General features: G+C 63.2%; 14 protein-coding genes. 3 read left to right on the top strand and 11 right to left on the bottom strand.

The genetic code is table 11. The features are described 5' to 3' along the window. Positions 1-1170, bottom strand: coding sequence for a mandelate racemase/muconate lactonizing enzyme family protein (locus NKH37_RS20615; RefSeq protein WP_352495521.1), 1170 nt, complete (start codon positions 1168-1170; stop codon positions 1-3). 55 nt (positions 1171-1225) lie between these two features. After that, complete coding sequence (locus NKH37_RS20610; protein WP_023721982.1) at positions 1226-2113, bottom strand: sugar phosphate isomerase/epimerase family protein; 888 nt, start codon at positions 2111-2113, stop codon at positions 1226-1228. Positions 2114-2507: 394 nt separating this feature from the next. On the opposite strand from NKH37_RS20610, the gene NKH37_RS20605 reads away from it, so the two are divergent. The 3 genes from NKH37_RS20605 (at position 2508) to NKH37_RS20595 (ending at position 5980) form a co-directional block, all read left to right on the top strand. Beyond that, positions 2508-3563 carry a sugar phosphate isomerase/epimerase family protein gene (locus NKH37_RS20605; RefSeq protein ID WP_031194931.1) on the top strand — a complete coding sequence of 352 codons (1056 nt, stop codon included), beginning with the start codon at positions 2508-2510 and terminating at the stop codon, positions 3561-3563. A gap of 154 nt (positions 3564-3717) precedes the next feature. Then, a complete protein-coding gene (locus NKH37_RS20600; RefSeq protein ID WP_352789279.1) occupies positions 3718-4905 on the top strand; it encodes a Gfo/Idh/MocA family protein in 1188 nt (395 codons plus the stop codon). A 223-nt stretch (positions 4906-5128) separates the two neighbouring features. After that, positions 5129-5980, top strand: coding sequence for a sugar phosphate isomerase/epimerase family protein (locus NKH37_RS20595; protein ID WP_353005920.1), 852 nt, complete (start codon positions 5129-5131; stop codon positions 5978-5980). A 23-nt stretch (positions 5981-6003) separates the two neighbouring features. Here NKH37_RS20595 and phnE (NKH37_RS20590) read toward each other — a convergent pair whose 3' ends face one another. The 9 genes from phnE (NKH37_RS20590) to NKH37_RS20550 all read right to left on the bottom strand — a co-directional run bounded on the left by phnE (NKH37_RS20590) (position 6004) and on the right by NKH37_RS20550 (position 14790). Further along, entirely contained in the window at positions 6004-7371 is a 1368-nt protein-coding gene (phnE, locus tag NKH37_RS20590) for a phosphonate ABC transporter, permease protein PhnE (RefSeq protein WP_352964084.1), read from the bottom strand. A gap of 2 nt (positions 7372-7373) precedes the next feature. After that, positions 7374-8330: a phosphonate ABC transporter, permease protein PhnE gene (gene phnE, locus NKH37_RS20585; protein ID WP_353041306.1), complete on the bottom strand. Its 957-nt coding sequence runs from the start codon at positions 8328-8330 to the stop codon at positions 7374-7376. 52 nt (positions 8331-8382) lie between these two features. Further along, positions 8383-9291 (bottom strand): phosphonate ABC transporter substrate-binding protein, encoded by a 909-nt coding sequence (gene phnD, locus NKH37_RS20580; protein WP_353005919.1) that lies wholly within the window; start codon positions 9289-9291, stop codon positions 8383-8385. 87 nt (positions 9292-9378) lie between these two features. Further along, the gene (gene phnC / locus NKH37_RS20575; RefSeq protein WP_352816900.1) at positions 9379-10227 is read right to left on the bottom strand and encodes a phosphonate ABC transporter ATP-binding protein; all 849 of its coding nucleotides are present in this window, start codon (positions 10225-10227) and stop codon (positions 9379-9381) included. A 221-nt stretch (positions 10228-10448) separates the two neighbouring features. Then, positions 10449-11066: a DapH/DapD/GlmU-related protein gene (locus NKH37_RS20570; RefSeq protein WP_023721974.1), complete on the bottom strand. Its 618-nt coding sequence runs from the start codon at positions 11064-11066 to the stop codon at positions 10449-10451. Then, positions 11063-11770, bottom strand: a complete 708-nt coding sequence (gene phnL / locus NKH37_RS20565; protein ID WP_023721973.1) for a phosphonate C-P lyase system protein PhnL — start codon at positions 11768-11770, stop codon at positions 11063-11065. The genes NKH37_RS20570 and phnL overlap by 4 nt, the downstream gene beginning before the upstream one ends. Positions 11771-11996: 226 nt before the next feature. Continuing rightward, positions 11997-12773 carry a phosphonate C-P lyase system protein PhnK gene (phnK, locus tag NKH37_RS20560; RefSeq protein ID WP_023721972.1) on the bottom strand — a complete coding sequence of 259 codons (777 nt, stop codon included), beginning with the start codon at positions 12771-12773 and terminating at the stop codon, positions 11997-11999. Continuing rightward, positions 12770-13681, bottom strand: a complete 912-nt coding sequence (locus tag NKH37_RS20555; protein ID WP_352549395.1) for an alpha-D-ribose 1-methylphosphonate 5-phosphate C-P-lyase PhnJ — start codon at positions 13679-13681, stop codon at positions 12770-12772. Before NKH37_RS20555 ends, phnK begins: the two co-directional genes overlap by 4 nt. Continuing rightward, positions 13678-14790 carry a carbon-phosphorus lyase complex subunit gene (locus NKH37_RS20550; protein ID WP_353041305.1) on the bottom strand — a complete coding sequence of 371 codons (1113 nt, stop codon included), beginning with the start codon at positions 14788-14790 and terminating at the stop codon, positions 13678-13680. The genes NKH37_RS20555 and NKH37_RS20550 overlap by 4 nt, the downstream gene beginning before the upstream one ends.

Raw genomic sequence — 14790 nt, 5'->3', positions numbered from 1 at the left:
TCAGCCGTGTTGCGCGTGCGCCTCCAGGAACCGCTCCGAAATAGTGAATCCCAGCCCGGGTCTATCAGGGATCGCTACCATACCGTCCTTTGCTTCGACAGTCTCTTCGATCAGATCGTGGATCATCGGGTTGGCCCCGAGTGAATATTCGACGGTGAAGCTCGCCGGCGAAGCGGCGCAAACATGCAGCCCGGCAAAAAAGCAGGGCGCGCCCGCCCAAAGGTGCGGCGCAAAGCGCAGATTGAAGGCGCTGGCGATGGTTCCGATCTTCATCGCCTCGCTGATGCCGCCGCAAAAGGCCGGATCCGGCTGGAAGATATCGGCGGATTTGAGTACGGCGAGATCGCGGAAGGCGTAGCGCGTCGCCTCACTCTCGCCGGTGGCAATCGGGATCGAGCCGCAGGCGCGCACCTCAGCCATGCCGCGCTTGTCGTCGGCGATCACCGGCTCCTCGAACCAGGCGAGATCGAGGTCGCCGGCGAGATGGATGAAGCGCTTGGCTTCGGCCACCGTGTAGGTGCCGTGCGCGTCGACCATCAGGTCGATGTCGGGACCGAGCGCCTGTCTTGCAGCGCGGACGCGGGCGGCGGAGACGTGCGGGGCGCCGTCCATGGCGCCGACGCGCATCTTCAGCGCCTTGAAGCCGCCCTTGGCGACGTAGGATTGCAGCTGATCGCCGATGGCTTCCGCAGTGGCCCAGCCGCCGGAAGCATAGGCCGGCATGCGGTCCAGCTTGCGGCCGCCGAGCAGTCGCCAGACCGGAACGCCGAGTGATTTGCCGAGAATGTCCCACAATGCGATGTCGACGGCGCTGATAGCGGCGATGCTCATGCCGCGTCGCGCCAATTGCGGCATGGCGTGGCCGGCGCGGGCGGCGCTGTCGTGACGCGCGCCATTGTAGAGCATCTCCCAGATGACGCCGATGTCGGCCGGGTCGAGGCCGACCAGCTGCGGCCCGACCTCATGGTTCAGCAAATGGACAAGGGCGCCGTAGCTGCCGGCGCTGCCGGCGGCGTTCTTGCCTTCGCCCCAGCCGACAAGCCCGTCGTCGGTTTCGATGCGCAGGATGGCGGCGTCGAACGTCGCCACCTGACCGAAGTCGCTGCGGTGCTGCTTCGCGGCTTCGATCGGTATGCGAACCCACCAGGCTTGGACCGTCTTGATGCGCATGTTCATCCTCGGCCCGGCCGCTGTGAGGCGGAAGGGCTTTTTCCAAACGGCTTGGCTACTTGATCAGCGGCAGCAGCGTTTCCGCATTGATGCGCATCTGGTCAGTGTAGAATTTTTCCGTGAGCACGCTGGAGCCGTGGTCCTGAATGAATTTCAGCTGCTCTGGCGAGATGTCGACCGGATTGCGTTCGACCATGTCGGGATAGGGGGCTGCCGGCGTGCGGTCGACTGGGGCGACGAATTCATTGGTCAGCGCGCCGTCATAGCCGATCTCCTTCAGCGTGCCGACAATCTTCGGCCAGTCGATCTGCCCGAGGCCGGCAGCGAAGCGGTTGTTGTCGGCGACATGGAAGTCGTACAGGCGCTTGCCGACCTGCCGGATGGCGTCATAGACGTTAAATTCTTCCATGTGGATGTGGTAGGCGTCGAGGCAGACGCCGCATTCGGGGCTGACCGCATCGGCAAGGGCCAGTGCCTGGGCGCCGCGGTTGAACAGGTAGGTTTCGAAGCGGTTGAGCGGCTCGACCGCGATCTTGACGCCGACCTTCTTGGCGTGGGTGAAGCATTCCCGGGTGGCGTCGACCACCCATTTCCATTCCTCTTCCTCGGTGCCGTCCGGCACGACCTTGCCGACGGTGGCGGGAACCAGCGTGATGATCTCGCCGTCGAGCTCGCTGACCATGGTCAGCACGTCCTTGACATATTGCACCGAGCGCTCGCGCTGGCCCTGGTCCTTGGCGGCGAGATTGCGCTCGCCCAGCATCAGCGTCACCGCTCCCCAGCAACGGATGCCGTACTCGTTCAGCAGCGCGCGTGTTTCCTTGGTCTTGTACTGTTCGGGTTCGCCGGAAATCTCGATCGACTCATAGCCGAATTTCTTGATGCGCTTGAGCGTCGTTTCCAGCGGCTCCGCCCGCATCCAATTGTGCGTCGAAAGATGCATGGTCTATCCTTCCCAGAATCGCCTGTACCAGTTCGCCTGCGACGCACTCTGCCGAAGTGCGCTGCATGATTCCTCCCCAAGGCCTCCCAGCATTTTTTTGGCAAACTGGTTCGACCAATTGGGCTTGATGGGAGATCTACAGTAATTTCATCTGGACGGCAAGAAGTGCTACCATCAAGCGCCGTCTCTTGCTTACAGCATTGATTACGTTGAATTATGTTGGGCAGCTCGGCATGGTTGCAGGACTGCGGCCGCGCGTCAAATGGCTTGACCAGATTTCGGCATTTGGTAATACCAGAATAGCGGCGCCGAGCGCGCTGTGCAAAGAGACCAAAGAGGCTGGCCCTGTTTTCAATCGGCGCTATGCTTGGTCGCGAAACATAGGGAGATGCCGATGCCGACGACGATGAAGGGGCCTGGTCTGTTCCTGGCGCAGTTTGCGGGCGACGCCGCTCCGTTCAACTCGCTGGCCTCGATCACCAAATGGGCGGCCGGTCTGGGCTACAAGGGCGTGCAGATCCCGACATGGGACGCCCGGCTGTTCGATCTCGAGAAGGCAGCGTCGTCGAAGGCCTATTGCGACGAGGTGAAGGGCATCTGCGCCGATGCCGGCGTCGAGATCACTGAACTGTCGACGCATCTGCAGGGTCAGCTGGTGGCGGTGCATCCGGCCTACGACGCACAATTCGACGGCTTCGCTCCACCTGCGGTGCACAACAATCCAAAAGCCAGGCAGCAATGGGCGGTCGAGCAGATGAAGTTCGGCGCCAAGGCGTCGAAGAATCTCGGGCTCAAGGCGTCGGTGTCGTTTTGCGGGGCGTTGGCCTTCCCTTACCTCTACCCGTGGCCGCAGCGGCCGGCGGGATTGATCGAGGAAGCATTTGCCGAACTCGGCAAGCGCTGGAAGCCGATCCTCGACGTCTATGACGAGAACGGCGTCGATGTCGGCTACGAAATCCATCCGGGCGAGGACGTGTTCGACGGCGCGACATTCGAGATGTTCCTCGATGCGGTCGGCGGCCACAAGCGCTGCAACATCAACTACGACCCGTCGCACTTCCTGCTGCAGCAGCTCGATTATCTCGAATTCATCGACATCTACCACGAGCGGATCAAGGCGTTCCACGTGAAGGATGCCGAGTTCAATCCGACCGGGCGGCAAGGCGTCTATTCCGGCTACCAGAGCTGGACCAACCGTGCCGGGCGGTTCCGCTCGCTCGGCGACGGACAGGTGGATTTCGGCGGCATCTTCTCCAAGCTTACCCAATACAACTATGATTCATGGGCGGTGCTGGAATGGGAATGCTGCCTGAAGCACCCGGAGGATGGTGCTGCCGAGGGCGCTCCCTTCATCCAGCATCATATCATCAGGGTTACGGAAAAGGCATTCGACGATTTCGCCGGCGGCACGACCGACAAAAAGGTGCTGCGCGGGATGATGGGGATCTAACACAGCTTTCCCTCCCCCTTGAGGGGAGGGTCGATCCGCGCAGCGGATCGGGGTGGGGTCGCTGGGTTGAGCTCGGCATTGACCGACCCTCCCGGCCTTTCGGGCCACCCTCCCTCAAGGGGGAGGGGTATCTCAGACAACGAGGGAGAAAATCATGGTCGGCGCATCGAAGGCGGAAACCGGGGGCGGTCCGATCCGCTACGGCATGGTTGGCGGCGGACAAGGCGCCTTTATCGGCGCGGTGCACCGCATCGCGGCGCGCATGGACAACGAGTTCGTGCTGGTCGCCGGCGCTCTGTCGTCGAATCCGGAGCGTGCCAAGGCCTCGGCGGCCGAGCTCGGGCTCGATCCGGCACGCAGCTACGGCTCCTATGCCGACATGGCCAAGGCCGAGGCCAAGCGGCCGGACGGCATCGAGGTGGTCGCCATCGTCACGCCGAACAATGTGCACGTGCCGGCTGCCAAGGCTTTTCTCGAGGCCGGCATCCACGTCATCTGCGACAAGCCGCTGGCGACGACGCTGGCCGAGGCAAAGAAGCTGGCGGCGCTGGTCGAAAAGACCGGCAAAGTGTTCGTGCTGACGCATAACTACACCGCCTATCCGATGGTGCGGCAGGCACGCGAGATGGTGGCCAAGGGGCAGCTCGGCGATATCCGCATCGTGCAGTCGGAATATCCGCAGGACTGGCTGACCGAGGACCTGGCCGCCACCGGCCAGAAGCAGGCTGCGTGGCGCTCAGACCCCAAGCAGGCGGGTGCGGGCGGTGCGCTGGGTGATATCGGCACCCATGCCTACAACCTTGCCCGTTTCGTCTCCGGGCTGGAGCTCGATTCGTTGTCGGCCGATCTCGATGCCTTCGTGCCGGGGAGGCTGCTCGACGACAACATCAATGTGCTGCTGCGCTTCAAGCCGGTCGGCGGGTCGCACCCGGCCAAGGGCATGGTCTGGGCCAGCCAGGTGGCGCCCGGCCACGAGAACGGGCTGAAATTGCGTATCTACGGCTCGAAGGGCGGGCTCGAATGGGTGCAGGCCGACCCGAACTATCTCTGGTACACGCCGTTCGGCGAGCCGAAGCAGTTGATTACCCGAAATGGCGCCGGCGCGCTCCCCGTCGCGGGGCGCGTCAGCCGCGTCCCGCCAGGGCATCCGGAAGGCTATCTCGAAGGTTTCGCCAACATCTACCAGGAAGCCGCGCGGGCTATTCGTGCGGCGCGCCGGACGGGCGGCAAGCCGGCTAAGGATGTCGTCTTCCCAACCGTGCAAGACGGCGTCGAAGGCATGGCCTTCATCGAAGCCTGCGTGAAGTCGTCGAAGAAGAACGGGGCGTGGACGAAACTCTAATCGCTGCGCCCGGTTAAGGGTGTCCCCCCTCACTCGGATTGCCAGCCGAATTGCAAGGGCAATTCGGGGCAATCCGACTTCTCCCCCAGGGGAGAGGAGATCGCCAGCGCTGCGTCTGACTCTTCTCCCCAGCGGGGAGAAGGTGGCCGCGAAGCGGCCGGATGAGGGGCTTATAGCGAAGTCGGCGGAGGAGCCAGCCGGCCGTCAAAGGGGAGGGGCGTCGATGAAGATCGGCATGTGCATGCTGTTGTGGACGACGGCCGTGTCGAAAAAACACGAGCGGCTGTTGAGAGACATCAAGACGACCGGCTTCGACGGCGTCGAAATACCGGTCTTCTCCGGCGCGCCGGACGGCTACAAGAAGCTCGGTGATCTGCTCGACCGAATCGGGCTGCAACGCACCGCCGTCTCGGCGATGGGCGATCCGGCGATGAATTTGATCTCGCCGGATGCCTCGACGCGCAAGGCCGGTATCGACTACATGAAATCGGCGATCGACTGCGCTCAGGCGCTTGGCGCGAACACGTTGAGCGGCCCGCTCCATTCGACGCTCGGGGCCTTCTCCGGCAGCGGGCCGACGGCGGCCGAGAAAAAACGTTCGATCGCTTCGCAACGCGCCATTGGCGACCATGCCGGCAACAAGAGCGTCACCATCGGGCTGGAGGCGCTCAACCGCTTCGAATGCTATCTGCTCAACACGATGGACGATTTGTCGGAGCATATCGACGCGATCGACCGGCCGCACATCAAGGCGATGTACGACACCTTCCATGCCAACATCGAAGAGGCCGACCCGATCGGCGCCTATTCGCGCAACCGCAAGAACGTCGTCCATATCCATATTTCGGAGAACGATCGCGGCGTGCCGGGCCGCGGTCACATTCCCTGGAAGGAGACGTTCTCCGCCATCCGCAAGAGCGGCTACGACGATTGGCTGACGATCGAGGCGTTCGGGCGTTCGCTGAAGGATTTGGCCGCGGCCACCAAGGTGTGGCGCGACTTTTCCGAAGGCCCGGAAGCTGTCTACCGCGACGGCTACAGGCATATCAGGAGCGGGTGGAGTAAGGCGGCCTAACTGCCGCCGGCGCAACGCGGCCGTCACCCCTGGTCGGCCTGGATCCTGTTGTAGTCGTGGATCGTCCTGCTCAAGCGGCGGCGCAGGAAATTGGAAATGTTGTCGAAGATGAAAACGACGAGCAGGACCAAGAGCACCATGTAGAAGACATTGGCCCAGTTGGAGTTGGTGCGCATCGCTTCCCAAAGCTTCAGGCCGATACCGCCGGCACCGACAGCGCCGATGATCGTTGCGCCCCTGGTGTTGGATTCCCACTGGTAGAGCGTCTGGCTGATGAAGACCGGAATCACTTCCGGCAGCACGCCATAGCGCTGCACCAGCAAGCCGTTGGCGCCGGTCGACTGGATGCCCTCGCGCGGCTTGTCGTCGATGTTCTCAAGGCCTTCCGAATAGACTTTGCCGAGCGTGCCGATCTCGGTGAAGAAGATCGCGGCGCTGCCGGCAAGCGGGCCCGGGCCGAAGGCGCGGGTGAAGAACAGCGCCCAGATCAGCATGTCGACCGAACGCATGAAATCGAAGAAGCGCTTGAGCACCTGACTGATCACGCCGCTCGGGGTGATGTTGCGGGCGGCAAAGAAGGCGAGCGGGAAGGCGACGATGCCGCCGAGCAAGGTGCCGAGAAATGCCATGACGATGGTCTGGAACAGCTTCGTCCAGACATCGCCATGCTGCCACTGGGCGTTGTACCAGATATTGTCGGCGGCCAGCGTGATGTTAGATGTGCCCGGCTTGAGCTGGGGTCCGGACATCAGCAACGAGACCACCTCGCCGGGCGACTTGCCGAAGAAGGGCGAGCGTGTGTCGAAGACGAAATTCGCCCAGCCGAGGAAGCGCTTGCGGACCTTGACGCGATCGACGGTTATGCGGACCTCGCCGGCAAAGCCCATCCTGGCGACGATTTCGTCGTCGTGTGCGGTGATCCAGTCCGGCACCAGGCCGGATATCACCGGCTTGCCGCTGGCCAAGGACACCGGCACCGTCTGGCCATTGGCGACCAGCATCGCCTCGGTCTTGTCGAAGGTAACCGATTTGGCCCGGCCGTCGATCAGAATGGTGTAGGAGCCGTTCGCACTGGTGATGACCCAGTCGGGATGAGGATCTTCGCCGAGCGCGGAAAAACGCGGGTATTTGGGCGTGATCTGAGGCTGATCGAGACGGAATTCCGGCTGCAGATCGTAGCTGATCCATTGCGTCAGAAAGAGCGGCAGGCGTTCCCAGTGCGATTCCCTCAGCACTTGCGGCAGGTTGAAGAACCACAAGGCGTAGAGGAGGTAGAGCAGGATGCCGGTGAACAGGACCAGCGGGCCGAAGCGTTTGTACAGGGGCCGCCGGAACACTTGGGGAAAGCGCTCTTCGATCGACTGCATCTCATCGGCGGTCATTGCGGCCATGCTCAGGCGCCCATCATGAATGCCTGCTCACCGACGAGCTTGAGCCTTAGCCAGGCAGAGAACTGGTCGACGAGGAAGATCGTCGTGAACAGCAGCAGCACCAGTGCCAGCGTTTTGGCGCCGAAGCCGCGCGAGATGGAGAGCTTCAGTTCCTCGCCGATGCCACCACCCCCGACCGCGCCGATGATGGTCGAGATGCGGACATTGATCTCGATCCTGAGCAGCGTGTAGGACGTGAAATTGGGCAGCACTTGCGGCAGGCCGGCAAAGCGCACGCGCTCGAACCAGTTGGCGCCGACCGCGCGCAGGCCTTCTTCGGCGCGCATGTCGATGTTTTCGTTGATCTCGTAGAAGAGCTTGCCGAGGGCGCCGATGGAATGCAGGCCGATGGCGATGATGGCCGCGACCGGGCCGGTCGAGAGGATGGCTGCGAAAAGGCCGGCAATGACGATCTCCGGGAAGGCGCGAAGCAGTTCCATGAAGCGCTTGACGACGAGCCTGAGCACCGGACTGGGCGTCAAGTTGCGCGCGGCGATGAAGGAAAAGGGCACCGCAAAGACGAAGCCGATGAAAGTGGAAACCAGCGCCACGTTGAGCGTGGTGAGCATCAGCTCGAAATATTCGGGTAGATAAAAGCCGCCCCAGAGATAGATGCGGCCAAGCGGGAAGTTGAACTCCTGGCTGCCTTTGTCGTGCGGCGATGCGATGTCGAACAGCGCGCGCCAGACGTCATTCCAGTCCTTGGGAACAAGCCAGCTAAGGAAATCCAGTATGTGCGGCAGCCGATCGAAGAAATGTCCGGCATTGGCCTCGTCGGCGAACCACATGGCTGTGCACATGGCAACAAGCAGCAAGCCGATGCCGAGCGCGGTGTAGAACCGGCGCAAGGACGTCTGGCGTCGCCAGGTGTCGGCCGTCCGCCGGGTCGCGTCTGAACGGATCGTGGCTGAGATGGTCATGATCGGCATGCAAAAAGGGCGGCGCTGGTAAGGCCGCCCTTTTCAATTGCATTCACCCGCCGATCGCGGCTTTGCGGGCTTCGACGATGACGCTGTAGAAGTCCGGCTTCACTGGAACGTAGCCAGTGAAATCGCCGCCTTCGATGGCTTCGAAGCAAGGCTTGTCCTTGGCCGGCAAGGTGGTGAAGAAGTTGGCGAGCTTGGCGCTCATATCGCCGCCGAGCGCGGTGCGCACGACCAGCGGGCCATTCGGGATCAGGCCGGAGCGCCAGACTTCGACGAAGTCGTTGGGGTCGACGGCGCCCTTGGCGACTTCCTTGTGGAAGGTGCCGGACGTGTAACCGTTCTTGAAGTCGCCGATGCCCGAGGAGTCGTCAACCGCCACGTCGACCTTGCCGTCGCGGACGGCGAGAAGGTTGTTCTCGTGGCCGCCATTGAACTGGGTCGAGGCGAAGAAGGTTTCGTTCGAAGCGCCGGTGTCCTTCGGGATCTGGGTCAGCGGGATCAGATAGCCCGACGTCGAATCCGGGTCGGCATAACCGAGCTTCTTGCCCTTGGCCGATTTGATGTCGGTGATGCCGAACGACTTCAGCGCCAAGCCTATCGAATAATAACCGGTCGCACCGTCGGTCTGCTGGGTGGTGAGGATCGGGGTCACCGCGTTCGGATCCTTGAGGTAGACGCTGGCATAGCCCGACGCACCAAGCTCGGCGAAATCGAGCGTGCCGCCGAGCAGGCCCTGGATGACGCCGTCGTAGTCGGCGGCCGGGAACAGCGAGACCTTCTCGAAGCCGAATTCGGACGTCAGGTGATCGGCGAGGCACTGAAAATTGCGCAGCCGGTCCGCTTCATTTTCACCGCCAAGGATACCGATGCGGAATTCCTTGATATCCTGGGCGTGAGCGGCACTGGCCGCGATGGCGAGCAATGAAACCGCGCCAAAAACCATCTTCCTGAACATTGGGTCTCTCTCCTTTGATCCGGCCTCGCGCCGGTTGCGATCGAATTTTGACGAGTGCCTTTGACGCGGGCGGCGATCAGGCCGTTCTCAATAACCAGGAAACGCTGGCTCGAGCGGTCCGGCGGATGCAGCGATTTTCTGTTTGATGGCGACACTGGTCGAGGTGATGGCCTCGGAGATTTCGCCGCCATTGCTGTCGGCGCCATAGACCATGCGCACCGCCTCGCGATTGAGGTCTTCGGGCGGGCCGTCGAAGACGACCTTGCCGGCGGCCATGCCGATGATGCGGTTGCAATAGTTGCGCGCCGTATCCAGCGTATGCAGATTGGTGATGACGATGATACCCTCGCGCAAATTGATATCCTGCAGCGAATCCATCACCACTTTGGCGTTGAGCGGATCGAGCGAGGCAATCGGCTCGTCGGCGAGCAACACCTTCGGCTGCTGCATCATGGCACGCGCGATCGCAACGCGCTGCTGCTGGCCGCCGGAAAGCGTGCCGGCGGGCTGCAGCGCGGTGCGGGCGATGTCCAGGCGCTCGAGGGCTGCAACCGCCTCGGCGCATTCGTTGCGGGAGAACATGCCGAACAGGTTGGACAGGGTCGAGCGGTGGTTGAGCCGGCCGAGCAGCACATTGGTCAGCACATCGAGGCGCGGCACCAGATTGAACTGCTGGAAGATCATGGCACAGTCGCGTTGCCAACGCCGGAGCGGCGAGCCGCGCAACCCGGAAACCTCGACGCCGTCGAACAGGATGGATCCCTGGCTGGGATCGATGAGGCGGTTGATCATGCGCAGAAGGGTCGATTTGCCGGCGCCGGAGCGGCCGATGACGCCGACCATCTGTCCTTGCGGGATCGAGATGTGAACATTGCTAACGGCGGTGTTCTTGCCGAACCGGCGGGTGACGCCGCGGATTTCGAGCGTAGCTGACATGGTGCAGGCTCCAGTCCAATCGCAATTGAAGGTCTGTTAACCCTCGCTAGCGCAGCTACGTGAACCTGCGGTGTCTGATTGATGTCAGTTTTGTTACCGCCCACAGCCTGGAGCGGGGCGGGATCAACTCGGCGCGAGAAGCTCGAATGGTGAATGGTGATAAGAAAGGCTTTCCTGAGCCTCGAAATTTATTCGCTGCCCGCCATTACCATTCACGATCCTTAGCCACCATACTTCTCCAGAAAAGCCTCCGCCGACAGCTCCCGGAAATCGTCGAGCGCGGCGCGCAGCCTTGCATGATCCCAATCCCACCAGGCGAGCGCCTGATAGCGCTCCGCGGTGCGGCGGTCGAAGCGCTCGCGGATCGGCTTGGCCGGTACGCCGCCGACGATGGTGTAGGGAGTGACGTCCTTCGATACCACTGCGCCGGCACCGACCGCCGCACCGTCGCCAACGGTGACGCCGGGCAGGACGGTCGAGCCATGGCCGAGCCAGGTGTCGTGGCCGATGGTGACGCGTTTGGCGCGGCGCTGAGCGAAGAATTCGCTCTCGTGCTCGGCGTCGTCCCAATAGTCGGAGGCGCGATAGGTGAAATGGTGCAGCGTCGGCCGCCAGGTCGGATGATTGGTGGCATTGATGCGGACGCTGGCGGCGATGTTGGCGAATTTGCCGATTGTCGCGCACCAGACGCTGCAGTCCTGCATCATGTAGGAATAGTCGCCGATCATGCTTTCCGAAACCCGGCTTCGGTCGGCGATCTCGGTCCAGCGGCCGAGCGTCGAGTTCTCGATCTCCGCCGTCTCGTGGACCAGCGGGGCCTCCGACAATTTCCTGGTCATGCGGCGATTTTCCCAGCGGCGAAGGCGGTCACGTCTATGATGCGATCGGCGACGGCTTCGCGCACGTCGTAATCGTGGAAGATGCCGAGCAAAGCGACGCCCGCCGCCTTCTTGGCGGCGATCAGGGAAATCACCACGTCCCGGTTCTTCGCATCAAGCGAAGCGGTCGGCTCGTCGAGCAGCAGGATCGGATGCTCGGTGATGAAGCCGCGCGCGATGTTGACGCGCTGCTGTTCGCCGCCGGAGAACGTCGCCGGCGGCAGCGCCCAGAGTTTTTCCGGCAGGTTCAATTGGGCCAGCAAGTCGCGTGCCTTGCCGCGCGCGGCTTCGCGCTCCTCGCCGCGCTCGACCAGCGGTTCGGCGACGACATCGAGCGCCGAGACGCGCGGCACGGTGCGCAGGAACTGGCTGACATAGCCGATCGTGAGCCGGCGCACGGCTAGCACGGTGCGCGGGCTGGCCGTGGCGAGATCGATGAGCCCGTCCTCGTGCTGGACGATGATCTGGCCTGCGTCGACGGCATAATTGCCGTAAAGCATTTTCAGGATCGAGCTCTTGCCGGCGCCGGACGGGCCGCCGAGCACGGAGCATTCGCCGGCCCTGATCGCGAAAGAGACACCGGCGACGACAGGCAGTTTGATGCCGTCGCGCAGATGCATGGTGAAGCTCTTGGCAACATCGGAGACGACGAGCGGGGTTGCCATCAGAAGGTCCTCCAATCGCCATTCGTTTGCGGGCCAACACCCCCCTCTGGCCTGCCGGCCATCTCCCCCTCAAGGGGGGAGATGGGCAGCCTGACTATCTCGCTCGTTCTGCAACGTTGTAGGATGGCGAAACCGGGAGTGATAGCCAATCTCTCCCCTTGAGGGGGAGATGCCAAGCGATGCCAAAGAGGGCAGGCCAGAGGGGGGTACGCCGGAGCAATCATCGTCACACCTGCAGAATCGAGGAGACAAGCAACTGGGTGTAGGGCGCGCGCGGATCGTCGAGGACGCGGTCGGTGAGGCCGCTTTCGACAACACGGCCGTCCTTCATCACCATCATGCGCTGCGACAACAGCCGCGCCACGGCGAGATCGTGGGTGACGACGATGGCCGCCAGGCCGAGATCGGTGACCAGCCCCCGCAGCAGATCGAGCAGGCGTGCCTGTACCGAAACGTCGAGGCCACCGGTCGGCTCGTCCATGAACACCAGCCGCGGCCCTGTGACCAGGTTGCGGGCGATCTGCAGGCGCTGGCGCATGCCGCCGGAGAAGGCGCGCGGCTCGTCGTCGATGCGGTCCTCGTCGATCTCGACACGCGACAGCCAGTCGACGGCCGTCGCGCGGATTTTTCCATAGTGACGGTCGCCGACCGCCATCAGCCGTTCGCCGACATTGGCGCCGGCCGACACCGTCATGCGCAGCCCGTCGGCGGGGTTCTGATGGACAAAGCCCCAGTCGGTGCGCATCAGGAAGCGGCGCTCGGCCTCGCTCATGCGGTACAGCTCACGGAACTGGCCGTCGCGCATGCGGTAGCTGGCGGTGCCGGAGCTGGGCAGCAGCCGAGTCGACAGGCAGTTGAGCAAAGTCGTCTTGCCGGAACCCGATTCGCCAACCACCGCCAGCACCTCGCCCGGCCACAGGTCAAAGGTGACGTTCTCGCAGCCGACGCGCGCGCCGTAGAATTTGGACAGCGCCGAAACGCGCAGCAGCGGTGCGTCGGTCATTCAGCTGGCTCCATTTTTCCTGGGGCAAGATGGGTCTCGGGCGCGAGGTGGCCGCGATGGCCTTCGGCGCGCCGCTTCTCGCAATGATCGGTATCGGAGCAGACGAACATGTGGCCGCCATGGTCGTCGAGGATGACCTCGTCGAGATAGACGTTCTCGGCCGCGCACAGCGCGCAGGGCTGGTCGAAGGTCTGCACTTCGAAGGGATGATCCTCGAAGTCGAGGCTGACCACCTCGGTAAAGGGCGGCAGTGCATAGATGCGCTTTTCGCGGCCGGCGCCGAACAATTGCAAAGCCGGCGAACGATGCATCTTCGGATTATCGAATTTCGGCGTCGGCGAGGGGTCCATGACATAGCGGCCCTCGACCTTGACCGGGTAGGCGTAGGTGGTGGCGATGCGGCCGTGCTTGGCGATGTCCTCGTAGAGCTTCACATGCATGAGGCCGTATTCCTCCAGCGCATGCATTTTGCGCGTCTCGGTCTCGCGCGGCTCGAGGAAGCGCAGCGGCTCGGGGATCGGCACCTGATAGACCAGCACCTGACCGGCACTAAGCGGATATTCAGGGATGCGGTGGCGCGTCTGGATGATGGTCGCCTTGGCCGTCTCGGTGGTGACCGCGACATTGGCGACCTTCTTGAAGAAGGCGCGGATCGAGACGGCATTGGTGGTGTCGTCGGCGCCCTGGTCGATGACCTTGAGAACATCGTCCGGTCCGATGATCGACGCCGTGACCTGGACGCCGCCGGTGCCCCAGCCATAGGGCATCGGCATCTCGCGCGAGGCGAACGGCACCTGATAGCCGGGGATGGCGATGCCCTTGAGGATGGCGCGGCGGATCATCCGCTTGGTCTGCTCGTCGAGATAGGCGAAGTTGTAGGTGGCGATGTCGGTCGGTTGTCCGGTCATTCCGCGGCCTGCCTTTTCTCGTCGGCCTTGCCGGCGTTTTCGCGGGCGTCGTGCGCGGCGCGCATGCGGCGCACGAGGTCGAGCTCGGCCTGAAAATCAACATAGTGTGGCAGCTTCAAATGCTCGACGAAGCCGGTCGCCTGGACATTGTCGGAATGCGAGATGACGAACTCTTCGTCTTGCGCGGCGGCGACGACATCTTCGCCGAATTCGGTTGCACGAAGAGCGCGGTCGCATAGCGCCATGGCCATCGCCTTGCGCTCGCTCTGGCCGAAGACGAGGCCGTACCCGCGGGTGAATTGCGGCGGCGCCTTGGCCGAGCCCTTGAACTGGTTGACCATCTGGCATTCGGTGACGCGGATGCTGCCGAGCGGCACGGCAAAGGGCAGTTCCGGCACGTCCAGTTCCAGTTCGACCTCGCCGATACGAACCTCGCCGACGAAAGGATGGTTGCGCGCATAGCCGCGCTGGGTGGAATAGCCGAGCGCCAGCAGAAACCCCTCGTCACCGCGCGACAGCGCCTGCAGGCGGATATCACGCGCCATCGGGAATTCGAGCGGCTCGCGGGTGATGTCGCCGGGGACATGATCCACGGGCATGTCGCCGTCGGGCTCGATCAGGCCTTCGCGAGCGAGGATGGCCGCGACGCGCGGCATCGCCTCCGCTTCGCCTGCACGCTGCTCCGGTTCGGCGACTTCGCCGCCGGCGGCAAGCTCGGGATCGAGCAACCGGTGGGTGTAGTCGAAAGTCGGGCCGAGCAACTGCCCGCCGGGCAGGTCCTTGTAGGTCGCCGACACGCGCCGTTCGACCAGCATCGAGCCGGTTTCGATCGCCCTGGTATAGCCGAAACGCGGCAGCGTCGTGCGATAGGCGCGAACCAGGAAGATCGCCTCGATCATGTCGCCGCGCGCCTGGACGATGGCGAGTGCCGCCAATTCCCTGTCGTAGAGCGAACCTTCGCTCATCACCCGGTCGACGCCGAGCGCCAGCTGCTCGACGATCTGGTCGAGCCGAAGTGCGGGCACCGAGCGATCGCCGCGCCGGCGGTCGGCGAGCAATTTGTGGGCGTTGCGGATGGCTGCTTCACCGCCTTTTACCGCGACATACAT

It is taken from the genome of Mesorhizobium sp. M1217, assembly GCF_040318275.1.
Taxonomy (GTDB): Bacteria; Pseudomonadota; Alphaproteobacteria; order Rhizobiales; family Rhizobiaceae; genus Mesorhizobium.
Note: the sequence above shows the minus strand (reverse complement) of the source record. Positions and strands in the feature narration are given on the sequence as shown.